We start from the raw sequence: 22,501 nt of genomic DNA on the forward strand, positions 1-22,501 counted from the left end.
GCTCATCATGCAATCCACTGAAACAGGCGCCGAACCCGCTTTCGCCACCAACCCGGCGCTGATGCTGCGCGCCGCCGGCATCGGCAAGACCTTTACGCTGCACGGCCAGGGCGGCGTCCAGATCGAAGCGCTCGCGGACGTATCGCTCGACGTCGAGCGCGGCGAATGCGTGGTGCTGGTCGGGCCGTCGGGCGCGGGCAAGAGCACGCTGCTGCGCTGTCTGTATGGCAACTATGTCGCGAGCGCGGGTTCGATCGATATCCGCGATACCAGCGATGATGGCCAGCCGGTGTCGATCACCGGCGCGCAACCGCGCGACGTACTGCGTTTGCGCCGCAATGTCGTGGGCTACGTGAGCCAGTTTCTGCGCGTGATCCCGCGCGTGCCGACGCTCACGCTCGTCGCCGAGCCGCTGCTGTTGCACGGCGTCCCCGAGCACGAAGCGCGTGAGCGCGCCGCCGCGCTGCTCGCGCGCCTGAACGTGCCCGAGCGGCTGTGGGCGCTCGCGCCCGCGACGTTTTCCGGCGGCGAACAGCAGCGTGTGAATATCGCACGCGGCTTGATTGCCGAGCATCCGTTGCTGCTGCTCGACGAACCGACCGCGTCGCTCGATGCGCAAAACCGCGACACGGTGGCCGAACTGATCGTCGATGCGCGCGAGCGCGGCGCGGCGATCGTCGGCATCTTCCACGACGAGGAAACGCGCAACAAGGTGGCGACCCGTCGCATCGAACTGCGGCCGCCACGGCGCCATTAAGCGCGATCGAGCGCGCTTGACACAAAGCGGCGCCACACTGATACAAAGCCCGACTGACTACGGAGCAAGTCGAATGTTGATCAGCAATGCTCGCGTCGTGACGCGAGACGAAGTATTCACCGGCGTGGTACGCGTCGAGGACGGCGTGATTCGCGATATCGAACGCGGCGCGACTTCCGCGCGCGATGCCGAAGACTGGGACGGCGACTATCTGCTGCCTGGCCTGATCGAATTGCACACGGACAACCTCGAAAAGCATCTGGCGCCGCGTCCGGGCGTCGAATGGAACACCGACGCCGCGTTCGTGATTCACGACGCGCAGGTCGCCGCGGCCGGCATCACGACCGTCTTCGACGCGCTCGCGATCGGCACGCGCTGGAGCGTCGGCGTGCGCGGCCGCGACACGCAGACCCGATGCGCGGATTCGTTGCAACGGCTCGCCGCGCGTCAATTGCTGCGCGCCGAGCACTTTCTGCATCTGCGCTGCGAGGTCGCGACCGCCGATGTCGTCGAGGTCTTCGATTCGTTGTGCGAGCACCCGCTGCTGCGGCTCGTATCGGTGATGGATCACACGCCCGGCCAGCGTCAATGGCATGACCGCGAGCAATGGCGCCGCTACCAGGAGCGCAACGGCAAGATGACCGACGAACGCGTGGCCAGCGCACTCGCCGAACTCGCGGTCGAACAGGAACGTTACGCGGATGCGCACCGTCACGAAATCGTGTCGCGCTGCAAGACGCTCGGCATTCCGGTCGCGAGTCACGACGACACGCTGATCGAGCACGTCGAACAGGCGAAGTCCGAGGGCATCGTGCTGGCCGAATTTCCGACTACGCGTATCGCCGCCGAGGCCGCGCGCGAGCACGGCATCGCGACGATCATGGGCGCGCCGAACGTGGTGCGCGGCGGCTCGCACTCGGGCAACGTATCGGCTCTGGAACTCGCGCGCGCGGACCTGCTCGACATTCTGTCGTCGGACTACGTGCCGTCGAGTTTGTTGACCGCGGTATTCGATCTGGTCGAAAAAGCCGATTGGACGCTGCCGCGCGCGATGTCTACGGTTTCGGCCGAGCCGGCCCGCACAGCCGGTTTGACCGACCGCGGCGCGATCGAGCCAGGTTTGCGCGCGGACCTCGTACGCGTGACGATGCTCGGCGCGCTACCGGTGCCGCGCGCGACGTATCGGGGTGGCGTGCGGATCGTTTGAACGGGCTGTGGCCTACGCGGGATGTGCGCCGGGCTTACCGTATTGGATTGAATAAGCGCGAGCGGCCCGCGTCAGGCAGTCGGCTCCGCTTCGCGCCCTTCCACACCGGCTACCGCGCCTTCCGCGGCACGTGCGCGCGCTGCGTCGTTTCTCGCGGCCTCTCCGGTGGCTTCGGCGTCCCGCGCATCCTGCACCTCACCTGCCTCGCCGGCCTCATCAGCCTCATCGGCAGATTCATGCTGACGCGCGTCGCGCAGATCCCGATAGCGCAAATACGCGCACCGTCCGCCCGATTTCGCCGCATACATCGCCGCATCGGCATTCAGCAGCAGTTCCTCGGCATTGCCGCTATCGTGCGGGAATTCGCTGATGCCGATGCTCGCGCCGACCGTCATGCTGTCGCCGTCGATCGTCAGCGTTTCGTTCAGCGCATCCATGATGCGCGCGGCGATCGTCGGCGTCTGCTCTTCGATGCGCTCCCCCTCGATCAGCACGATAAATTCGTCGCCGCCGAGCCGCGCGACCACATCGCCGGAATGAAGCACGTGCTTCAGGCGACCCGCGACCGCAACCAGTACCTTGTCGCCGACCGAGTGACCGAACTGATCGTTGATCTGCTTGAAGCGGTCGAGATCGACGAACAGCACCGCGAGCCCGTCGTGATGCCGCTTCGCATTGACGATCGCGCTCTCCAGCTTCTGCATGAACAGCATGCGGTTCGGCAGCCCGGTCAGCACATCGTGCGAGGCCAGATGCGCGAGTTCGCTCTGCTTGCTGTGCAGCGTATCCATCTGCGCGCGGATTTCGCGCCGCAGCCGGTCGAAGCAACGCGCCAGCACGCCGATTTCATCCGTGCGTTTGAGCGGCAACGTGTTCATCGCGTGGTCGGCGAACTGATGGGTCGCCGCATACGCGAGCAGATGCAGCGGCTTGGTCAGCGCCCGCGCGAACAGAATCGCCAGCAAGACCGACAGCGCGCTGAAGACGAGCACCATGCGAATGATCCGCGTGCCGAGCTGATGCGCGCCGGCCAGCACATCTTCGAGCGGCTTCGCGAGACCGAGCACGATAAAGCGGTTGCCCTCCGAGCCGCTGAACGGGCGGCGCACGAACGCGAGGACCTGCCCGTCCGCCTGACGCGGGCTCGCGAGCCCGTTAGCCAGCACCGAACCCCGAGTCTGGTCGAACAGCGGCTTCGTAACCGGGAAGCTGTCCTGCATCAGCACGCGCCGGCCGCGGTCGAAGCCAAAGGTTTTCGACGGATCCGGATGAATCAGGAAGTCGCCCCATTCATTGGCGAGATAGACCTGGTAGTCGCTCGGCAGATCGCTCTGCAAGCGTCGCAGCATGCCGCCCAGATCGATATCGATCACCACGACGCCGACCACCGTGCCGTTCGCGTCGGCGATCGGCGTGCCGAGGCGCAACGTCGGTTTGCCCTGCGCGGCGTGCGTACCGTATTCATGATTGACGCCGATCGGCGACGTATAGATACGGCCCGGCGCGAACGTCAGCGTATCGAACACATAGGCGAACTGGCCTTTTTCCTGCAGATCGTCGCCCTCCACGCGCACCAGACCATCGCGGTCGCGATCGAAGCGGATCAGTTCGAGCCCATGATGCTGGCGCGTAATCAAGCGCACCTGCAGATATTCCGGGTGATGCATCATGAAGCTCGAATACACCTGCGCCAGACGTTCACGCGTCGGGTTCCGGCCCATGCCGTCGTCGCTCTGCGCGACGCCCACCGAAGACGGCATCGTCGCGAGCACGAGTGCGTCCGCCGCAACGTCGTCGATCGAAACCGCAATGCGCTGGCCGAGCAGTTCCGTCGACGTCAGCAGGCTGCGCTCCGCTTCGTTGACGAGCATCGTGCGATTCGCGCGATACGCGTAGTAGCCGGTCGCGCCCGAAGCGAGCACGCCGATGCAGGCGAGCAGCACCGAGAGCTTGAAGGTCAGGCCGCGCCGCCACTTCATCAGAAGCGCCCCGAGCGGTCGCCCGACACGATCCGCGTCCACAGATCCTCGCGCCGCTGGATGTCTTCGACCGGGCCGATCCAGACGATATGCGCATTGGCACTCGTTTCCGCCGGCTCCGTCAGCGTGTTCGCGAGCCCCTGGCGTTGCGTGAGCAGTGCGCTGACGCTCGGTTCGAGCATGTAGTTGATCCATTCGAGCGCGAGCGGTTTATCGCTCGCCGCGCGCGTCATCGACCAGCAATCGAGCCATGCAAGCACGCCTTCATCGGGAATCACGTAGCCGACGTCGGCGCCCGCGCGGCGCAGCAACTGAAGCTGCTGCGTGCCGTAGTTGCCGAACATCAGCGCGACCTTGTGCTGAACGAAGAACGCGGTCGCCTCTTCCGGCAGCGTGTAGTACGTAAGCAGGTTGCGGCGCAAATCGACCAGCTTGTGCGCGATCGCGCGCATCTGTTCGGGGTCGAGCTGGAACGGATGCGGATAGCCGAGCGCGAGCGCGGTGAACGAGAAGTTGTGCTGCGCGCTGTTGAAGTCGAGCACCTTGCCGCGATAGCGCGGGTTCCATAATTCACGCATCGAGTGCGGCGCGACCGGAATCTGCTTGCGATCGTAGATCAGCCCCATCGTCGAATACGTGAACGGAATCGCGTACACGTTGCCGCCCGAGGTCAGCCCATGGATCGAGCCGAGCGCCTGGAAACGCGGCAATTGCCGGCGCGTATTCGGCAGCTTCGTCAGATCGAGCGGGGCGAGCAGATTCGCGTCGGCGTAGCGGCTAATTTCGGCGGTGTTGGCGGCGAGCACGTCGAACCGCGGCGCGTCCTTGTTATGCATCTGCGACCACAACGCCTCGTCGGAATCGACCAGCGTGACTTCGACCTTCGCGTCATAGCGCGTTTCGAATGCCTTGACGACATCGGGATCCGCATAGCCGGGCCACGCAAGCACGCGCAGCACTTTTTCGGCGGCCGCGGCGGGCCTTGCGACGCCCAAACCGGCGCAAAAAAGCATGCCGATCAAAAGCGGCAAAAGCGCTGAAAAAACAATGGATAAAGCAGCCGCATAAAAACCGGCGCCAGACACCGACAAAAATGTTGACGGAAAAATACTAAAAACGCCGCGGCGCAATAACGGAACGCGCACCGGGGAAGATACGACTGGAATTCGCCGTTGAAAAACCTGCTTACAACAGTTCTTTTCATCCACCATCAACATCGTGTGCATGGATAACACCGTTTAGCAGAAGGCCTTTTTTGACCCGGCGCAAACGCGCGGCAGTTTAAATCGACGGCTACCCGGCGACTTTCTTCAGACCGATACGCCGGATGCGAAGCCACCGGCGACGAACACACGGAGCAACGATGATAGCGCCAAAGCCCGCATTTTTTTGCCCCTGTCGAAATGGTTTCGAAAAAAATCTCCGACGCCGGTTATAACGGGTAATACGCGGATGAGCGCGGTGTCGTTAATTAACGGCAGCTTATCCAGAATCTTTAACTGCCCGGTTTCGCTCCAGTTCACAAATGTACGCCAATCGTAATCCCCGAAAAAAATCCTTGAATATGCGCTGATTACGCGCGCGGCCTTGATTTTTATGGCTTTCCCATTACGGTCCCATTACGCAAACACCAGACGGCGGTGTACGATTCGAGCCACACCGATTCGCACGCGGCGAAACTTTAGAGGACCTCCTCGCTTGCCATCCGGTGTTTTACTAGCTTCCCAATTTTTTTGAACTGATAAGCTTGCCCCGCGCTGTTGGCCACTCCGGCCGGCAGCATGAACGAAGCCCGTCGCGAATCGCGCCGGGCCACCTGCGGCGGCACAACCGCCGCGGGCGTAATTGAACTACACCGAGGAGTAAAAACAGTGAAAAAACTGCTAGCGGCTTTGACGGTTGCTCTGATTGCCACCGTCTCGATTGGCGCACACGCTAAAGATTGGTCGACGATCCGTTTTGGCGTTGACGCCAGCTATCCCCCGTTCGAGTCGAAAGGCGCGGACGGCAAGCTCGTTGGCTTCGATATCGACCTCGGCAACGAAATCTGCAAGCGCGTGGGCGCGAAGTGCGTGTGGGTCGAGAACGACTTCGACGGCATGATCCCGGCGCTGAAGGCGAAGAAGTTCGACGGCGTGCTGTCGTCGATGTCGATGACGCCGCAACGTGCCGAACAGGTCGCGTTCTCGTCGAAGCTGTTCAACACGCCGACGCGCCTCGTCGCGAAGAAGGGTTCGGGCATCCTGCCGACCGCTGATTCGCTGAAGGGCAAGTCGGTCGGCGTCGAACAGGGCACGATCCAGGAAACCTACGCGAAGACCTACTGGGAGCCGAAGGGCACCAAGGTCGTGCCGTATCAGAACCAGGACCAGGTCTATGCCGACCTGATCTCGGGCCGTCTGGATGCAGCACTGCAAGACGCGGTGCAGGCTGAGCAAGGCTTCCTGAAGACGCCGCGCGGCGCGGGCTTCGACTTCGTCGGCAAGAACCTCGACGATCCGAAGATCCTCGGCAATGGCGCGGGCATCGGCATGCGCAAGGAAGACACCGATCTGAAGGCGAAGGTCGACAAGGCGATCGCCGACATGATCAAGGACGGCACCTACAAGAAGATCGAACAGAAGTACTTCGACTTCGACGTGTACGGCAGCTAAATCGGTCGAGCACGCCGCACGGCGTGCCGGCTGATCTGATTGCCCCAAAACGGGCTCCGCGTCGCGGGGCCCGTTTTGTTTTGGTCCGCGCGCAAGCGGGCATCGCGAGCCGCGTTGCTGGGTACATCGCGGTCCAGATTCGGCTAAGATCGTGCGACACGCGGGACTCATGACACCACCCCGGAGACAATCCCGCAGCGCGCCACCCGCCCGGATATCCCCCGGTCGAGCCTGAAACCGGCCCGTCGCGGCGCGCATCTTTCCCCATGCAATCAACTACATAGCGCGGCTCACTACACTGAACCGCGAAGCCAAAAATCATGCAAACGCAAAATCATCCGCTGATCGCCCCATCGCTTGGCACCGCCCGCAGCCTGACGAGTTTTCACTACGGTCCCAGCGGCGGACAGAAGATCTACATCCAGTCGTCGCTGCACGCGGACGAGCTGCCCGGCATGCTGGTGTCGTGGGCACTGCGCCGCAAGCTCGCCGCGCTCGAAGCCGCGGGCAAGCTGCGCGGCGAAGTCGTGATCGTGCCGGTGCCCAATCCGGTCGGCCTCAATCAGCATCTGCTCGGCCATCTGATGGGACGCTTCGAAACCGGCACCGCGCAGAACTTCAACCGCAACTTTTACGACCTCGCGGCGCTCGTGCTGCCGGTCATCGAATCGCGTCTCAGCGGCGACATCGACGCCAATCGCAGCGCGATTCGCGCGGCGATGCGCGAAGCGCTCGACGCGCAGGAACCGACCACCGAACTCGCATCGCAACGCCTCGCGCTGCAGAAGCTGTCGTACGACGCCGACGTGGTGCTCGATCTGCATTGCGACTGGGAAGCCGCGATGCACATCTATACGAACCCCGATCTGTGGCCGGACGTCGAGCCGCTCGCGCGCTATCTGGACGCGAAGGCATCGCTGCTCGCGCTCAATTCGGTGGGCAATCCGTTCGACGAGATCCACAGCTTCTGCTGGTCGGATCTGCGCGGCCGGTTCGGCGAGCGCTTCCCGATTCCGAACGGCGGCATCTCGGTCACGGTCGAACTGCGCGGCCAGCGCGAAGTGTCGTACGAGTACGCGGAGCAGGACTCGCAGGCGATCATCGAATATCTGACCTCTCGCGGCGTGATCGACGGCGAAGCGGCCCCGCTGCCGCCGCTCGAATTCGCCGCGACGCCGCTCGCCGGCACCGAGCCGCTGGTCGCGCCGATCAGCGGCGTGCTCGTGTACCGCTGCGAAGTCGGCACCTGGGTCGACGCGGGCCATCCGATCGCGGACATCGTCGATCCGTTGACGGACCGCGTCGTCACGATCAAGAACAGCGTGGCCGGCGTGCTGTACGCGCGGCATCTGGCGCGCTTCGCGACCGCCGGGCTCGAGTTCGCGCGCATTGCCGGCGCGAAGGCGTTCAGAAGCGGTTCGTTGTTGAGCAATTGACACATAGCCGGCGCACAATTCGCGCAACTGACGCGCCATGCAGTCGACCGGAAAGCTGATCCGACCAACTGCGAAAGAAAAATGGAAGCCACTCGTTTAAACACGTAAGCGAATCCATTGATTGACAAAAAAAATCGCCTACCGCCCGGTAGGCGATTTTCTTTTATGCAACCGAAGAGCCGCACCACGCCACGCGCTCCGCAACGCTGCGCGAAAGACCCCCACTGTTCACTCGTCTCCCCTCTGTGCCGCAACACCCCGCAAGCAAGCACATTCTTCCGTGACAGGTCCTCCAACTCGGCAAATGTGTCGCATCGGCACGACAATTCTTCAAAAAATTCTATCTGTCACATAGCATTCGCAGCGCCCGCTTAAATTCCCGGCCATCGCGCGACATTGCCGAAGAGCAACGCGTCGCGATCGCCTAATTTCCTAACTGGAGAGTGTTTTGAACAAGAAAATCCTGACCGCCGCTACGTTTGCCGTTTTCGCGAGCGCCGCTCACGCACAAAGCAGCGTCACGCTGTACGGCATCATCGATGCTGGTATCAGCTACGTGAACAATTCCAAGACGGCTACCGGCCATGACAACCTGACCAAGTACGACGACGGCGTCGCGCAAGGCAGCCGTTGGGGCATCAAGGGCCAGGAAGACCTGGGCGGTGGCCTGAAGGCGCTGTTCACGTTGGAGAACGGCTTCAACAGCGGTAACGGCACGCTTGGCCAAGGTGGCGCGATGTTCGGCCGCCAGGCTTATGTCGGTCTGTCGAAGGACGGTATCGGCTCGCTGACGTTCGGTCGCCAGTACTCGTTCACGACCGATATCCTCGGCAGCAACTACTCGACCGGTAACCTGACCGTCGCGGGTAACTACGCTTACCACATCAACGACGTCGACCAGCTGACGTCGAGCCGTATCAACAACTCGGTCAAGTTCAGCAGCGCGAACTTCTCGGGTCTGACGTTCGGCGCAATGTACGGCTTCTCGAACCAGGCTGGCGAATTCGCAGGCTCGAATGCAGTCGGCACGACGGCGGGTTCGTCGCGCGCATACAGCTTCGGCGCGAACTACGCGAACGGCCCGTTCTCGGTCGGCGCTGCATACACCGACATCACCTATCCGGGTCAGGCAACGCCGGCATTTTCGACGTCGCTGGCTAACTTGTCGTTCAGCGTGCGCGATCTGCGTGCATTCGGCGTCGGCGGCCGCTACTCGATCGGCCCGGCTACGCTGTGGGCGTTGTACACGAACACCCGCCTCGAACAGATCACGGGTCCGTCGGCAACGTTCAGCGCGTACGAAGCAGGCGCGAAGTACGCGATCACGCCGGCTATCACGGCAGGCGCTGGCTACACCTACATGCACCTGAACAACAGTCTCGGCCACTGGAACCAGGTGGACCTGAGCGCCGACTACGCACTGTCGAAGCGTACGGACGTGTACGTGCTGGGTATCTACCAGGACGCATCGGGCCACAACCTGCAAGCGCAGATCGGTTCGAGCACGAGCTACTTCAGCACGTCGGGCGTTGGTGCTGACGACCAGCTCGCATTCCGTGTCGGTATCCGTCACAAGTTCTAAGCGGCTTGTTGCCGGTGGGGAACGCTTGCGTTCCTCGCTGGACCGCTTTGATGCGAAAACGCCCCTACGTGGGGCGTTTTTTTGTTTTGACGCGCGTTTTTTCGCGCGATGCGTTTGTATCAAATGCGTTCGTATCAATCGAGCAGCGCCGGATCGTCGATCGCGCCGGTCAGCAGTTCGACGAACGCCTGCATCACGCGCGGCAACGTGCGGCCCGCCATCGTCTGGACCTGCAACGTACGCTGATGAAGCTCCGGGTTACTGATCGGGATCGCCGCGAAGCCATCCGTGCCGAGCCGACCGCGCACGGTCAACAGGCCGGTGATCGTGACCGCGTCGGTGTGCAACACGAAATTCTGCAGCGCCGCGTGATAGTTGCTGACGAACACCGGATCGAACACGAGCCCTTCGAGACTGCACGCGATATCGAATAGCTGACGGATCGTCACCGTCGGGCCGCTGATCGCGAGCGGCCATGGCAGCAGATCCGCGATCGACACCGAATCGCGCGCACCGAGCGGATGATCGTGGCGCACCAGCGCGAAGATCGGCGCGCGCTGCGAATGCACGACATTGATGTCCGCCTCGGGTGCCATGCTGAAGCACACCGCGATATCGGCGGTACCGTCGCGCACGCGTTGCGTCGCGATCGACGGCGCGGACACGTCGAGCTGAAAATGCGTGGCGGGATGCGTCTTCAGAAACCGCGCGAACACCTGCGGCAAGAAATGCGGCGCGATGCCTTCCGAACTCGCAATGCGAATCGTCGCCCGCCCGCCGTTGCTCAAACCGCGAATCTCTTCGGTCACGCGTTCCGCGTCGAGCAGGCTGCGCCGCGCGTAATCGGCGAGCAGCCGGCCCGCATCGCTCAACACCATGCCGCGAGGCCGCCGCTCGAACAGCGCGGCGCCGACCTCCTCTTCCAGTTTCGCGATCTGCCTGCTCAATGCGGACACCGCGACATACAGGTTGCCCGACGCCTTGCTGAGCGAACCGCTGCGCACAACTTCGAGAAAGTAGCGCAGCGCGGTGTTATCCATCTGAGTCATCACAATTCCGCTTTGCCGTTTCGGCAACGATATCTGCCAAATATTGTAATTGTCTAGAAATATCGGCCACGCCAAGATCCTGACAAAAGAAGCGCCCCACGCCGCGGCTGAGACACCGCCGGCACACCCTACACGCCGCCACAGGACTTCGTCATGAGCACAGACTCCGCCACCACGGCCGACACGATTGCCCAGCATGCGTCGCGCTCAAGCATCTCGCGTCTGATCCTTGCCACCTCGATCGGCAATGCGCTCGAGTTCTACGACCTCGTCGTATACGGCTATTTCGCGGCCATCCTGTCGCGCACGTTCTTTCCGGTCCACGACCGCACGGTGTCGTTGCTGCTTGCGCTCGGCACGTTCGCGCTGTCGTATCTCGCGCGGCCGGTCGGCGCGCTCGCGCTCGGCTCGTTCAGCGACCGCAAGGGCCGCAAGGCGTCGCTGACTCTCTCGATCGCGATGATGACGCTCGGCACCGGCATGATCGCGCTGATGCCGTCGTATGCGACGATCGGTGTGCTCGCACCGATCGGCGTATTCGCGTCGCGGCTGTTGCAGGGCTTCTCGGCCGGCGGCGAATTCGGCAGCTCGACCGCTTTTCTGATCGAACACCAGCCGCAACGCAAAGGCTTTATGGCGAGCTGGCAGTTCTCGAGCCAGGGCGCGAGCACGCTGCTTGCGTCGCTGTTCGGCGCGGTGCTGACCGGTGCGCTCACGCAAACGCAACTGCAGGAATGGGGCTGGCGCATTCCGTTCCTGTTCGGTCTGTTGATCGGCCCGGTCGGTTTATACATTCGCCGCCGCATCGACGAAACGCCGGAGTTCGAACGCGCGGAAAAATCCGCGGCGCCGGTGCGCGAACTGCTAGCGTCGCAGAAGGAAGCGGTGATCGTGTCGATTGGCGCGCTCGTGCTGACCACCACCGCCAACTACATGCTGCTCTATATGCCGACGTATGCGGCGCGCCAGCTCGGTCTGTCGCCGTCGTCGGGTTTTATCGCGACGCTGGCGGCCGGCCTGATCATGATGGTGCTGACGCCGCTCGTCGGTCATCTGTCCGACAAGGTCGGGCGCGTGCGCATCATGCTCGGCGCCGGCGTGCTGTTTTTCGTAACGGTCTACCCGGCCTTCGTGTTGATGAACGCGCATCCATCACTTGGCACCTTGCTCGCCGCGGTCGTGTGGGTCGCGCTGCTGAAGACCACCTACTTCGCGCCGATTCCCGCGCTGATGTCCGAACTGTTCCCGACTCGCACCCGTACGACCGGCATGGCGCTCGGCTACAACATCGGCACGACCGCTTTTGGCGGCTTTACGCCGCTCGCCGTCGCCGCGCTAATCGCGGCGACCGGCAACAATCTCGCGCCGGGGCTTTATCTGATGCTCGCGGCCGTACTCAGCCTTTTCGCCGTAACGTGGGCGCGCGTGCGCCTGCATGTGCGCTAGAACCAACAGGACCTTCTCGATGCAAGACCGTTTGCAGCAAGCCGTACAGTTCTCCGTCGATCACGAATCGCTTTGGGATCGCCATGTGGATGGCGCATGGGGCGTACACGTCAACGACCCGCCGCCGTGGAACCGGCTGCTCGGTCCTGTGCACGATCGCGGCCCGGTGTCGGGCGCGATTGCGCTCGACGGCCGCGTGCTGACCACGTGGGGCGAGCCCGAGCGCGCGGACCTGACGTTCAGCGTCGCGAAGATGTATCTGGCGCTGCTCGCCGGGGTCGCGCACGATCGCGGTCTGCTGCCCGACGTCGACGAGCCGGTGCGCGCGCGCGTGCCCAACATCGGCTTCGACGACGAACACAATGCACCGATCACCTGGGCGCATCTGCTGCAGCAAACCAGCGAATGGCGCGGCACGTACTTCGGTTTATCGGATCAGGCGGACCACTATCGCGCGGTCAATTTCGCGGCGCCGCCCGATGGAAAAAAAGGCGACCTGCGGCCGGCGCAACGCCCGGGCACGTACTGGGAATACAACGACGTGCGCATCAACCAGTTGTCGCTCGCACTGTTGCATCTGTTTCGGCAGCCGTTGCCCGAGGTGTTTCGCGACGCGATCATGCGCCCGTGCGGCGCGAGCGAAAACTGGCAATGGGTCGGCTACGACGACGCGTGGGTCGATATCGACGGGCGCCGCATGCAGTCGGTGCCGGGCGGCACGCACTGGGGCGGCGGCATGTCGGTCAGCGCGAACGATCAGTTGAAGGTCGCGCAGATGCTGCTCAACGATGGCGTCGCGCACGGCCGGCGCGTGCTGTCGTCCGAATGGATCGCGCGCATGCGCACACCATGTGGCATCGCGCCGTTCTATGGCTACCTCGTGTGGCTCAACACGGATCAGAAGGTGTTTCCGAGCGTGCCGGCATCGAGCTATTTCGGTGTCGGCGCGGGCAGTTCGTTTACGTGGATCGAACCTGAGAGACGCATGACAGTCGTCGTGCGATGGTTGAATCCAGCCGCCGCGAATGAGTTTTTCGGGCTCGTGCTCGATGCGGTGGATGCAATCGGCAGATAAGGCAATAAGCCGATAGGCGGGCAATGCCGGAGAGCATCGCCCACACGTTCAGCTCACGATAGAGGTTGAACACCGTTGCGCTGTGATCGACAGCGCAACGGCAATGCATTGGCACATCAGCGCATCAACGCATCAATGCGAATGACGTGGCACTTCGGCGCCGCGGCAGCCGACGAGGAAGTCCAGGTCGCAGCCCTCATCGGCCTGCAGCACGTGATCGACATAAAGGCGCCGGTAGCCGCCGCCTTCCGGCGGTTCCGGCAGCGCATACTCGGCGAGACGGCGCTCGATTTCCGCATCGCTGATATCGACGTGCAGCGTGCCCGCGTCGCAATCGAGTTCGATCCAGTCGCCGTCCTGCACGGCGGCAAGCGGACCGCCCGCCGCCGCTTCCGGCGTCACGTGCAGCACCACGGTGCCGTAGGCGGTGCCGCTCATGCGTGCATCCGAAATGCGCACCATGTCTTTCACGCCCTGACGCAGCAGCTTCGGCGGCAGCCCCATGTTGCCGACTTCGGCCATGCCCGGATAACCCTTCGGGCCGCAGTTCTTCATCACCAGCACCGAGTTTGCATCGACGTCGAGCGCTTCATCGACGATGCGTGCCTTGTAGTGCTCGAGGTTTTCGAACACAACCGCGCGCCCGCGATGCTTCAGCAATTCGGGTGTCGCCGCCGACGGCTTCAACACCGCGCCGCGCGGCGCGAGATTGCCGCGCAGCACGCGGATGCCGCCGTCGGCGACGAGCGGCTTGTCGAGCGGACGAATCACTTCGTCGTTGGTGTTCGGCGCATCCTTGACGTTGTCCCACAGCGATTTGCCGTTGACGGTCAGCGCGTCCGGATGCGGCAGCAGGTTCGCTTCACCGAGGCGGCGCAGCACTGCCGGCAAACCGCCCGCGTAATAGAACTCTTCCATCAGGAAGCGGCCCGACGGCATCAGGTCGACGATCGTCGGCGTATCGCGGCCGATACGCACCCAGTCCTCGAGTTCGAGATCGACGCCGATGCGCCCCGCGATCGCCTTCAGATGAATCACCGCATTGGTCGAACCGCCGATCGCGGCGTTCACGCGAATCGCGTTCATGAACGCATCGCGAGTCAGGATCTTCGACAGCTTCAGATCGTCATGCGCCATCTGCACGATACGGATGCCTGACATATGCGCGAGCACGTAACGGCGCGAGTCGACCGCGGGAATTGCCGCGTTGTGCGGCAACGACGTGCCGAGTGCTTCGGCCATGCAGGCCATCGTCGACGCGGTGCCCATCGTATTGCAGGTGCCCGCCGAACGCGACATGCCCGCCTCGGCCGACAGGAACTGATGCAGATCGATCTCGCCGGCCTTCAGCGATTCGTGCAGTTGCCACACCGCGGTGCCCGAGCCGATGTTCTTGCCGTCGAGCTTGCCATTGAGCATCGGGCCGCCGGTCACGACGATCGCCGGCACATCGCAGCTCGCGGCACCCATCAGCAACGCGGGCGTGGTCTTGTCGCAACCGGTGAGCAGCACGACCGCGTCGATCGGATTGCCGCGAATCGCTTCCTCGACATCCATCGCCGCGAGATTGCGCGTGAGCATCGCGGTCGGACGCAGATTCGATTCACCGTTCGAGAACACCGGAAACTCGACCGGGAAGCCGCCCGCTTCGTAGATACCGCGCTTCACGTGCTCGGCGAGCTTGCGAAAATGGGCATTGCACGGCGTCAGTTCCGACCACGTGTTGCAGATGCCGATCACCGGGCGCCCGTCGAATTCGTGATCGGGGATGCCCTGATTCTTCATCCAGCTTCGATACATGAAGCCGTTCTTGTCAGCCGTGCCGAACCATTCGGCTGAGCGCAGTTTCCGCTTTTTATCCGACATGCTATGTCCTTGATGCATAGGCCGGGACACCAACACCGGCCAGTTTGACCGAACCGGCGCGGCGCGACCGGCATACGACGGAAGGCTGTCGCTCAGGCTCTGGGGATGGTGAAGTGTACGGAGCGGGTTGATATCTTTCCAATTATATTTTTGGCGATATCAATATCAGTTCTGGTATCTGGCGGCGGGCCGTACGGACGTTGGCTTGCGGGCTTGACTCGGGTTCACGGTCATACAGTCTTACTTTTAGCTTTCGCCTGCGCTGGCCGTGCGTTTTTCTTCAGATGGGCCCGGTTGTACTCGATCGCGGCGCGAATCAGCGCCTTCAGCGCGCGCTCATCGATGCTGTCGTTCTCGAAGAAATCGATCGCGCGGCGGGCATTGCCTTCGAGGCCCGCGTTGAACAGCTTGTCGGGATCGGCCAGGCCCGCACCGTGAGCAAAGGTCAGCTTGACCTTGCCCTTGTGCGCATTGGCCACCGCGATCATGCCGTCGCGCGACCAGACCGGGCTGCCCATCCACTTCCATTCCTCGACGATGTCCGGATCCGCCGCGAGCACGCACGCACGAATGCGCGCGAAGATTGGGCCGCGCCAGTCGGAGAGTTTCGCGATCATCTCGTCGATACGTTCGGATGCGTTCATCGCAGTGGTGCCTCGCAAACGGTGGGACGTGTGCCCGGTTTGACTACATCGCGACGCGGCTCTCTCTAAGGCCGAGGCCGAGAACGCTTTGTACCGCTTCGATTCTCGAACTCACATTGAGCTTTTCGAAGATGTTCTTCAAGTGCCACTTGATGGTCTCGGGGGCCAGCTTCAACGACCGTGCGATTTCCTTGTTCGACAGTCCGAGTGCAACGCAATTGATGATCTCCATCTCCCTGGCACTCAGGATATCCGACGACATCGCCGCCACCCCAGCCGATCTCGCGGGCTCGGGTCGTGCACCATCGCGCTCGGCAAACACCGTCAGCAATCTGTCGGCATAGGCGGCTTCGGCTGTGCCGGTGTTACCTGCGATCTGGCGAAAGCGCAGCAATAGCTCGCGTATCGGCTGCCCTTCGTCGACAAAGCTGTTGACGAGGCCGATCGCCGCGCCAATACGTAGCGCGCGGCCGAGTGCGGCGACCGCCTTGTCCGCGTCGCCACATTGTTCGAATGCACGGGCAAGCAGCAATGCAACGGACGCTTCCGAAGGACGCCAGCTCATCGCGTTCAGCGTATCGAGCGAGCCTTCGAGAAACCCGATCGCCTCGCCAGCCTGATTCCCGGCCAGCAGAACCCTGGCTCGCAGCACGCAATAGTAAGTCCAGGCCTCGATCGCAGATCCGGGCCGGCCTTCGCATCGCGCCGGCACGCTTTCGCTCAGTTCGTCCGCGATCTGCTTCGCCTGTGCGACGTCGCCGCCATCGATCAGCAAGCGCACCGTTTCGGCATCGCACGCCAGTTTCAGACGCAACCAATCCCGCTCGACGGCAATCTGACGGCAGTCTTCGAGAACCGCCAACGCCGAGCCGGTCTCGCCGTCGCGCCATAGTACCCGCGCCGCCGCAAGCACATGCCGCATCAGCGTGCCCAGCGGAGCAGTCGCCAGCACGATCGCCGAGCGGCCGGCAAGCATCTGCCGCGCGTTCGGCAGCTCGTTGCACTCGTAGTAGATCGACGCGAGGCAACTGGCCAAACCGGCCACGCCCGCCGACGAACGTCCCACCATGATTTCGGCGCGCTGCAGTGTCGCTTCGAAGGTTCGTCTCGCGCCGCTTAGCTCTCCATGCGCCAACGCGGCCAAAGCGTACATCGCGTCGCGCAGGATATCCGAGTAGTGCGCGCGAACACCCTGTTCGGCACGATCCTTGGCGGCAGTCAACGTTCGCAGGATCTGCTCGAATCCTCCCCGATACATCAAGCCGAAGAATTGCGTCGATTGCGCGTAGCGCCTCGCCCACGGTGGCAGCGCCGCACTCGATGCTTCCGCCGCGCGCCCGAGTTCGAGCGCGCGTTCGCTGTCATCCGACGTGCCGGCGATGAATGCACCGACCGCGTTGACCTCGGCCAGGACAGCTTCGTCGATGACACTTCCCTGCTCGTTACCCGCGCGCTCGAGATCGTCGACAACGGCATTGATTTCGCTCGACGCCTGGGCCGTTTGCAGCGAGAACGCGAGCCCCCAGGCTTTCGCGAGACGCAAACGCAGCCGTCCTCGAACGGCATCGGGCGGAAGCCTGTTGATCCAACCCAGCATCGTGTAGGGGTCGCCGCGCTCCAGCATGTCGATCGCGCAATTCTCTACCCACTGCGTGGCCAGTTCGGAATCGCCGGCGGCGAGCGCATGACGAACCGCCTCGGGCCACAGACCTTCCGCGGCAAACCATTGGCATGCACGGCGATGCAGCACCGGAACCTGTAGCGGCATCTGCCGCAACAGACGCCGTCTCAGTCCTTCCGACAGCAATGCGTGATAGCGATACCAGCCCTGGCTTTCATCCAGTGGCTGGATGAACACGTTGTGCATCTCGAGCCAGTGAAGCTTTTCGCCGCTATTGCCGCTCTCTTCGCCGTCGCTCTCTTCGCCTGCCATGATCGCGTCGCATACGCCCGGATTGAGTCGTTCGAGAATCGACGTGTTCAGCAGGAACGTCAGAATCGGCGGCGGCAAATGCGCAAGCACCGTATCGTTCAGATAAAGGTCGATGCCCGACCGTGGGCTGGCGAGATGCTTCGCCAGTTTCTCGGCATCGTCCGCCTGCACCAGCGTAAGCGAAGCCAGTTGCAAACCAGCTACCCATCCCTCGGCGGCATCGTTCAATAGCGCGACGCTGTTTCGATCGAGCGGCACCGTGCCCGTGCAATCGAAAAACGACTGCGCGTCGTCGAGCGAAAACCGCAGATCGTCGGCACCGATACGCCTCAGCTTTTCCGGCGAGCGAAGTTGACCGAGCATCAGCGCGGGTTCGGCGCGCGCACCAAGCAGGATGTACAGGTTCTCGGGCGCGTAGCGAAGCAAACGGGAAAGCGCGGCGAGCACTGGTGTCGCACTGAGGCGATCGACCTCGTCGAGTACGAGGAAAACACTGCGCCCGCATTCGGCGATTCCGTTCAACAGCACGGAAATCACCATTCTGATCGGCGTCAGTGCATCGTGGCTCAGCAGTTGCTGCGCTTGCCTTGCGATGTCCTGCGCGGCACGCGACAGTGCCGCCACCAGATAGGCGCCGAACTGCTGCGGGTCGTCGTCTTCTTCATCGAGACTGAGCCACGCAACCGGATGCTTTTTCTCAGCAAGCAGTTTGCTCCAGCCGGCCAGCAACGTCGTCTTGCCGAAACCCGCGGGCGCGGTGACGAGGACGACGCTAGCGGGTCGCAGCGCCTCGAACTGGTTCAGCAGTGCAGGCCGTTGCACGTAACCGGACGGAGGACGCGGCGCGATCATCTTGGTCTGAATCAGCGATACGCTCCATTCGCGACCGGTACTGGTCAAAGAGGCTTCCATGATCATTCCCCATCCCGCCGCCCTACTGCCGAAAGGAGGCTTTCGCTGTCTTCGCGGGAAATTCTTTATAGAAACGTTGAACCGCGCAGATTCGCTGCGCGAATTGCCCGTCATCTTAATCCGCGGAAATGGCAATTGTGAATCAATTGCTAAAACGTATGCGCGACAGAATTGTGACCGACAGGCCGGCGCAGTCGCAGACGACGCGAAATAGAGAGGATTCGACGAATGGAAAGTGAAAAGATTGCAAACGTTAGGCGATTTTTGAAATGTTCATATCGCGCCATGAACATTCCAATAATGTCGCGCTTTGCATAAAACGACGCCACCTGCCGATATAAAAGCCCGGTGGTAAATGCTCAAAAAATAGCTAACGCGGATGATAGATCGCGGCGTTCTTTTCCGCGCCACTGATCGAGAACTCGTCCAACCGATATCCGTGCGTATAGACGGTAGTGAGCCGCACGCCGTTTTCGGGGTGCAGGGACAGCTTTCGCCGAATCCGATAGATATGGGTATCGACGGTACGCGACGAGCTATCGAGTTCGCGCCCCCACGCCAGTTTCGCCAGCAGGTCCCTGGAAACCGAGCGGCCGACATTCGCAAAGAGGAACGCGGCAACCTCGAACTCTTTGGCCGTCAACTCGACTGCGTTGCCGTGAAGCGAGACGTTGCGCCGCGTCACATCGAAAAGATAAGGTCCGACAGTAATGTCCGTCTTTTCATGGCGACCGGTACGACGCAACAACGCACCAATTCGGGCCGCCAGTTCGATCTCGCGGAATGGCTTGACGACGTATTCGTCCGCTCCGGCTTCGAGTGCCCGCGCAATGTCGACCTCGAGCACCCTGCTCGTCAGGAACAGCACGGCCGGCTGAGAACCCAGATTGCTGCGTATCCAGTGTAGAACCTCGAATCCGCTGATACCGGGCAATTGCCAGTCGAGCACCACGAGATCGATTTCATTGTTCTTCAGAAAGCGCACCGCATTTTCGCCGGAGTCGACCCGGCTTATCTGGTGGCCCGATTGCAGCATAACTTTTTCGACCGCCGCGGCTTGCGCGAGATCATCTTCTACCAACAGGATATTCATATACCACCCCTTTCTTTCGAGCCGAAAGACCCGTCGACCCGAGCATCCGGTGGAACGAGCCGGAGGGCATGAGTCAGACCATCGCGTGTGGATAGCTGGGTCAAACCAGGCGCGAAAAGAGCCCCATACAGGACAAATGTCCAGCGAAAGCTCAGGAATCGGGTTCCTGGCAAACGCCGTCGTTCCGCGTGAATTTTGTGAACTGCCGGGACGTGAAGATACGCGGTGGGAGCTCTCGACATAGCCCCCCGGGTGGGGGGCACAGCCGGTCTTTGGCGGGGGTGTGGCGGGGGGTGAGCTTTTTTCCGTGCGAGAGCTTCACGGATTATGTCGTGATCGGCGCGAAACGCCGACGCCCGTCATAGCACCTTGCAATTGTGCGCGGCGGCGTCGCGATTAGCCCGCTTCTCGTCCAGCACGCGATGAGCCTCGCGATGAACCGCCAGAACGCCGAACGAACCCTCATCAAGGCCCACCGCGCGCGCGGCCAGCTTGAAGGCCGCGTAATCTTCCGGGTGAAATGAAAGCGTTACTTGAACCTGATGCGGTTTTGTCATGGATAGCTCCAGTCTCATTCGGTGTTTGCCGTGTGCTCGCAAGAACACTTACGGTCGAATGTAACCGGATCATCGCATCGGAGTTGGCAAGAATTGTCACATTACAGCCTGATTCTCGGCGTGTAACCTGTCGATGCAAGCCGTCAAATCGGCTCACCCGAGCGCGCCTCAGGTGACTCATCGCAAGCCTGCCGGTTTGCAGGACCATCCCCTTGCTCCGGTTCGATGGCCGCGCTCAAGCCGATGTCCGGGCTCGTGCGACGTTCCAGTAACGCCAGCAGTTCGGGCCGCAACCCATCGCCGCGTTGTGCCGCGAGCGCATGAAACGATAGCAATGGCAACATGATTCGACTCCCTCAGTTCGATACGCGGCGCGGCGGAATTGACGCGTCTGCAGTGAACGATATGGATCGTCGTGGGCCGCCGCCATCCGCTTCTTGCGGTCAAATTCGCTTGGGCCGGTTCGCCGCGCCGCAAGCCATCCGCACGTCGAATTCGACAGCAAGAAACAGAGCGAAACAAACCACTCAACGATCTATCGTGTCTATCGAGGAAGGCGCTTCGTCTTCTACCGTCCATTCGGCTGCGAACGCCGATTCGAGGAGCGATGCAGATCATGGAACTGCTTATTGCGCAGATCGACTCGCCGCTCGGCGACATGCTGCTTGTCACCGATGCGCAAAACGTCATACGTGCGCTCGATTTCGCCGATCATCGCGCGCATCTGCGGCGCGCGCTGCGTGACCACTACGGCGACCCGCGATTGACCGACGCCGAGGCACCGGCCGAAATCGTCGACGCGACGCACCGTTACTTCGCCGGTGATTTCACCGCGCTCGGCGGCCTGCGGACCGCCATCGCCGGCACCGAATTGCAACGCAAGGTCTGGGCCGAGCTACGCCGTATTCCGCCCGGCACCACGACAACCTACGGCAAGCTCGCGAAACAGCTCGGTTTCGACGATCCGCGCGCGGCGATCGATATCGGCGCGGCGAATGCGGCTAATCCGATCGCGATCGTCGTGCCCTGCCATCGCGTGATCGCGAGCGACGGCACACTCAAAGGTTACGCGTGGGGATTGAAACGCAAGCGCTGGCTGCTGGAGCACGAGAAGGCGATAGCGCCGCAGGCGGCCGAAAATCTTTTTTCATAACACGTGCGCGGCACGCGAAGCGCGACCGCGCGCCGCCGACACGACTCAAAGCCCGCCACGTCCGAATGTAAAAAATCGCGTGACTCGACTCGTTTCTCCGATAATCAGCATCAGCAACCGGGAGATGACGATGAACGCGATTCGTGAAGTCTATGCGTACCTGCGCGTGCGCAACGCCGCTCAGGCTATCGAGTTTTACGCACAGGCATTTGGCGGCGTCGAACAATTCCGGCTCACCGAGCCAAGCGGCCGCATCGGGCATGCCGAAGTGAAGATCGGCCCCGCGATCGTGATGCTGTCGGACGAGTACCCCGAGCACGGCATGCTTGGACCGGGCGCCGACAGCACGACGAGCGTGCTGCTGCATATTCATTGCGACGATGTCGATCAACTCGTCGAGCAAGCGGTGAATGCCGGCGCAACGCTAATCAGGCCGCCGACCGATCACTTTTACGGCGAACGCTCGGCGACCTTGCGCGATCCGTTTGGTCACGAGTGGATGCTCGGCTCGCAGATCGAGGCGTTGACGCCCGAAGAAATGCAGCGCCGCTATACGGCGCTGTTTGATGAGTAAGCGAGCCATGTAGTCGCCCGATGCGGGCGACCGGCAAACCGAAGCCGCGTTTACTGCTGCGACGCGTGGGACTTCAGGAACGGCACATAGCCGTTCTGCGTCTTCAGGATTTTCTCCGCGCATTCGTCATAGTCGGAGCCTTTCGCGCTGTCCGGACCATACATACCGCGGCACTGCGCGAACAGCGTGAGCGTCGCGCCACCGCCGCTCTTTGCTTCGCGGGTTGCCGAGAAAGCGGCCTTGCCGGAATCGTCGGGAACGTCGGTATCGATCGCAACCGCGTTGGCACTCGTGATATGGGTATCGGAATGCTGCTGGATATAGGTCTTCGTCAACGCCCAGGCGGCATCGCAATTGGCCGGTGTGCAGTCGATGACCGCGCCGCGTTGCGCGGCGGCAAGATTCGGTTCGCTATGAAGGATTTCTTCCTGCGCCCGCCGCGCCTGCTTTTCCGGAGACGAGCAAGCGGCGAGTGCAAACGCAACGAGTGCCAAGGCAGCGATCTTTTTCACGAGTGACTTTCCTGAACATGTTCGAGCGGGATTATAGCCGCGAGGGGCCACGCGCTCACAGATTCGCCCGAA

General features: G+C 62.3%; 20 protein-coding genes. 9 read left to right on the plus strand and 11 right to left on the minus strand.

The window, feature by feature from the left end; translation table 11 throughout:
• The first annotated feature begins 7 nt into the window (after positions 1-7).
• Together phnL and L0U82_RS27425 are read left to right on the plus strand one after the other, a co-directional pair.
• Positions 8-757 (plus strand): phosphonate C-P lyase system protein PhnL, encoded by a 750-nt coding sequence (phnL, locus tag L0U82_RS27420; RefSeq protein WP_233836047.1) that lies wholly within the window; start codon positions 8-10, stop codon positions 755-757.
• Between the two features lie 73 nt (positions 758-830).
• The gene (locus L0U82_RS27425; RefSeq protein ID WP_233836049.1) at positions 831-1,964 is read left to right on the plus strand and encodes an alpha-D-ribose 1-methylphosphonate 5-triphosphate diphosphatase; all 1,134 of its coding nucleotides are present in this window, start codon (positions 831-833) and stop codon (positions 1,962-1,964) included.
• Between the two features lie 71 nt (positions 1,965-2,035).
• On the opposite strand, the gene L0U82_RS27430 is transcribed toward L0U82_RS27425, so the two are convergent.
• From L0U82_RS27430 to L0U82_RS27440, 3 genes are all read right to left on the minus strand, one after another.
• Positions 2,036-3,943 carry a diguanylate cyclase domain-containing protein gene (locus tag L0U82_RS27430; protein ID WP_233836051.1) on the minus strand — a complete coding sequence of 636 codons (1,908 nt, stop codon included), beginning with the start codon at positions 3,941-3,943 and terminating at the stop codon, positions 2,036-2,038.
• Positions 3,943-4,956: an extracellular solute-binding protein gene (locus L0U82_RS27435; protein WP_233836053.1), complete on the minus strand. Its 1,014-nt coding sequence runs from the start codon at positions 4,954-4,956 to the stop codon at positions 3,943-3,945. Before L0U82_RS27435 ends, L0U82_RS27430 begins: the two co-directional genes overlap by 1 nt.
• Before the next feature lie 297 nt (positions 4,957-5,253).
• Positions 5,254-5,466 (minus strand): hypothetical protein, encoded by a 213-nt coding sequence (locus tag L0U82_RS27440; protein WP_233836055.1) that lies wholly within the window; start codon positions 5,464-5,466, stop codon positions 5,254-5,256.
• A 348-nt stretch (positions 5,467-5,814) separates the two neighbouring features.
• On the opposite strand from L0U82_RS27440, the gene L0U82_RS27445 reads away from it, so the two are divergent.
• The 3 genes from L0U82_RS27445 to L0U82_RS27455 all read left to right on the plus strand — a co-directional run bounded on the left by L0U82_RS27445 (position 5,815) and on the right by L0U82_RS27455 (position 9,615).
• The gene (locus tag L0U82_RS27445; protein ID WP_233836057.1) at positions 5,815-6,597 is read left to right on the plus strand and encodes an ABC transporter substrate-binding protein; all 783 of its coding nucleotides are present in this window, start codon (positions 5,815-5,817) and stop codon (positions 6,595-6,597) included.
• A gap of 320 nt (positions 6,598-6,917) precedes the next feature.
• The gene (locus tag L0U82_RS27450) at positions 6,918-8,033 is read left to right on the plus strand and encodes a succinylglutamate desuccinylase/aspartoacylase family protein (protein WP_233836059.1); all 1,116 of its coding nucleotides are present in this window, start codon (positions 6,918-6,920) and stop codon (positions 8,031-8,033) included.
• Positions 8,034-8,481: 448 nt separating this feature from the next.
• Positions 8,482-9,615 carry a porin gene (locus tag L0U82_RS27455; protein ID WP_233836061.1) on the plus strand — a complete coding sequence of 378 codons (1,134 nt, stop codon included), beginning with the start codon at positions 8,482-8,484 and terminating at the stop codon, positions 9,613-9,615.
• A gap of 134 nt (positions 9,616-9,749) precedes the next feature.
• Here L0U82_RS27455 and L0U82_RS27460 read toward each other — a convergent pair whose 3' ends face one another.
• Positions 9,750-10,655 (minus strand): LysR substrate-binding domain-containing protein, encoded by a 906-nt coding sequence (locus tag L0U82_RS27460; RefSeq protein ID WP_233837520.1) that lies wholly within the window; start codon positions 10,653-10,655, stop codon positions 9,750-9,752.
• A gap of 162 nt (positions 10,656-10,817) precedes the next feature.
• Between L0U82_RS27460 and L0U82_RS27465 the strand changes: the two genes are divergently transcribed.
• Together L0U82_RS27465 and L0U82_RS27470 are read left to right on the plus strand one after the other, a co-directional pair.
• Positions 10,818-12,110, plus strand: a complete 1,293-nt coding sequence (locus tag L0U82_RS27465; RefSeq protein ID WP_233836063.1) for an MFS transporter — start codon at positions 10,818-10,820, stop codon at positions 12,108-12,110.
• Positions 12,111-12,129: 19 nt separating this feature from the next.
• Positions 12,130-13,185: a serine hydrolase domain-containing protein gene (locus L0U82_RS27470; protein ID WP_233836065.1), complete on the plus strand. Its 1,056-nt coding sequence runs from the start codon at positions 12,130-12,132 to the stop codon at positions 13,183-13,185.
• 132 nt (positions 13,186-13,317) lie between these two features.
• On the opposite strand, the gene L0U82_RS27475 is transcribed toward L0U82_RS27470, so the two are convergent.
• From L0U82_RS27475 to L0U82_RS27500, 6 genes are all read right to left on the minus strand, one after another.
• On the minus strand, positions 13,318-15,051 hold the full coding sequence (locus L0U82_RS27475) for an IlvD/Edd family dehydratase (protein WP_233836067.1): 1,734 nt from the start codon (positions 15,049-15,051) through the stop codon (positions 13,318-13,320).
• Between the two features lie 230 nt (positions 15,052-15,281).
• Positions 15,282-15,695, minus strand: a complete 414-nt coding sequence (locus L0U82_RS27480; protein WP_233836069.1) for a DUF1801 domain-containing protein — start codon at positions 15,693-15,695, stop codon at positions 15,282-15,284.
• A 43-nt stretch (positions 15,696-15,738) separates the two neighbouring features.
• Positions 15,739-18,540 carry a LuxR C-terminal-related transcriptional regulator gene (locus L0U82_RS27485; protein ID WP_233836070.1) on the minus strand — a complete coding sequence of 934 codons (2,802 nt, stop codon included), beginning with the start codon at positions 18,538-18,540 and terminating at the stop codon, positions 15,739-15,741.
• A 370-nt stretch (positions 18,541-18,910) separates the two neighbouring features.
• Positions 18,911-19,633, minus strand: a complete 723-nt coding sequence (locus L0U82_RS27490) for a response regulator transcription factor (protein WP_233836071.1) — start codon at positions 19,631-19,633, stop codon at positions 18,911-18,913.
• Between the two features lie 359 nt (positions 19,634-19,992).
• Complete coding sequence (locus L0U82_RS27495; protein ID WP_233836072.1) at positions 19,993-20,190, minus strand: hypothetical protein; 198 nt, start codon at positions 20,188-20,190, stop codon at positions 19,993-19,995.
• Between the two features lie 143 nt (positions 20,191-20,333).
• Entirely contained in the window at positions 20,334-20,534 is a 201-nt protein-coding gene (locus L0U82_RS27500; protein ID WP_233836073.1) for a hypothetical protein, read from the minus strand.
• A gap of 263 nt (positions 20,535-20,797) precedes the next feature.
• On the opposite strand from L0U82_RS27500, the gene L0U82_RS27505 reads away from it, so the two are divergent.
• Together L0U82_RS27505 and L0U82_RS27510 are read left to right on the plus strand one after the other, a co-directional pair.
• Positions 20,798-21,343, plus strand: a complete 546-nt coding sequence (locus tag L0U82_RS27505) for a methylated-DNA--[protein]-cysteine S-methyltransferase (protein WP_442793670.1) — start codon at positions 20,798-20,800, stop codon at positions 21,341-21,343.
• Between the two features lie 130 nt (positions 21,344-21,473).
• Positions 21,474-21,917 carry a VOC family protein gene (locus L0U82_RS27510; RefSeq protein ID WP_233836075.1) on the plus strand — a complete coding sequence of 148 codons (444 nt, stop codon included), beginning with the start codon at positions 21,474-21,476 and terminating at the stop codon, positions 21,915-21,917.
• A 50-nt stretch (positions 21,918-21,967) separates the two neighbouring features.
• Here the strand turns inward: L0U82_RS27510 and L0U82_RS27515 are convergent, their stop codons facing one another.
• Positions 21,968-22,429 carry a hypothetical protein gene (locus L0U82_RS27515; RefSeq protein ID WP_233836077.1) on the minus strand — a complete coding sequence of 154 codons (462 nt, stop codon included), beginning with the start codon at positions 22,427-22,429 and terminating at the stop codon, positions 21,968-21,970.
• Between the last annotated feature and the right edge of the window lie 72 nt (positions 22,430-22,501).

Source organism: Paraburkholderia sp. ZP32-5 (genome assembly GCF_021390495.1).
Classification (GTDB): Bacteria; Pseudomonadota; Gammaproteobacteria; order Burkholderiales; family Burkholderiaceae; genus Paraburkholderia.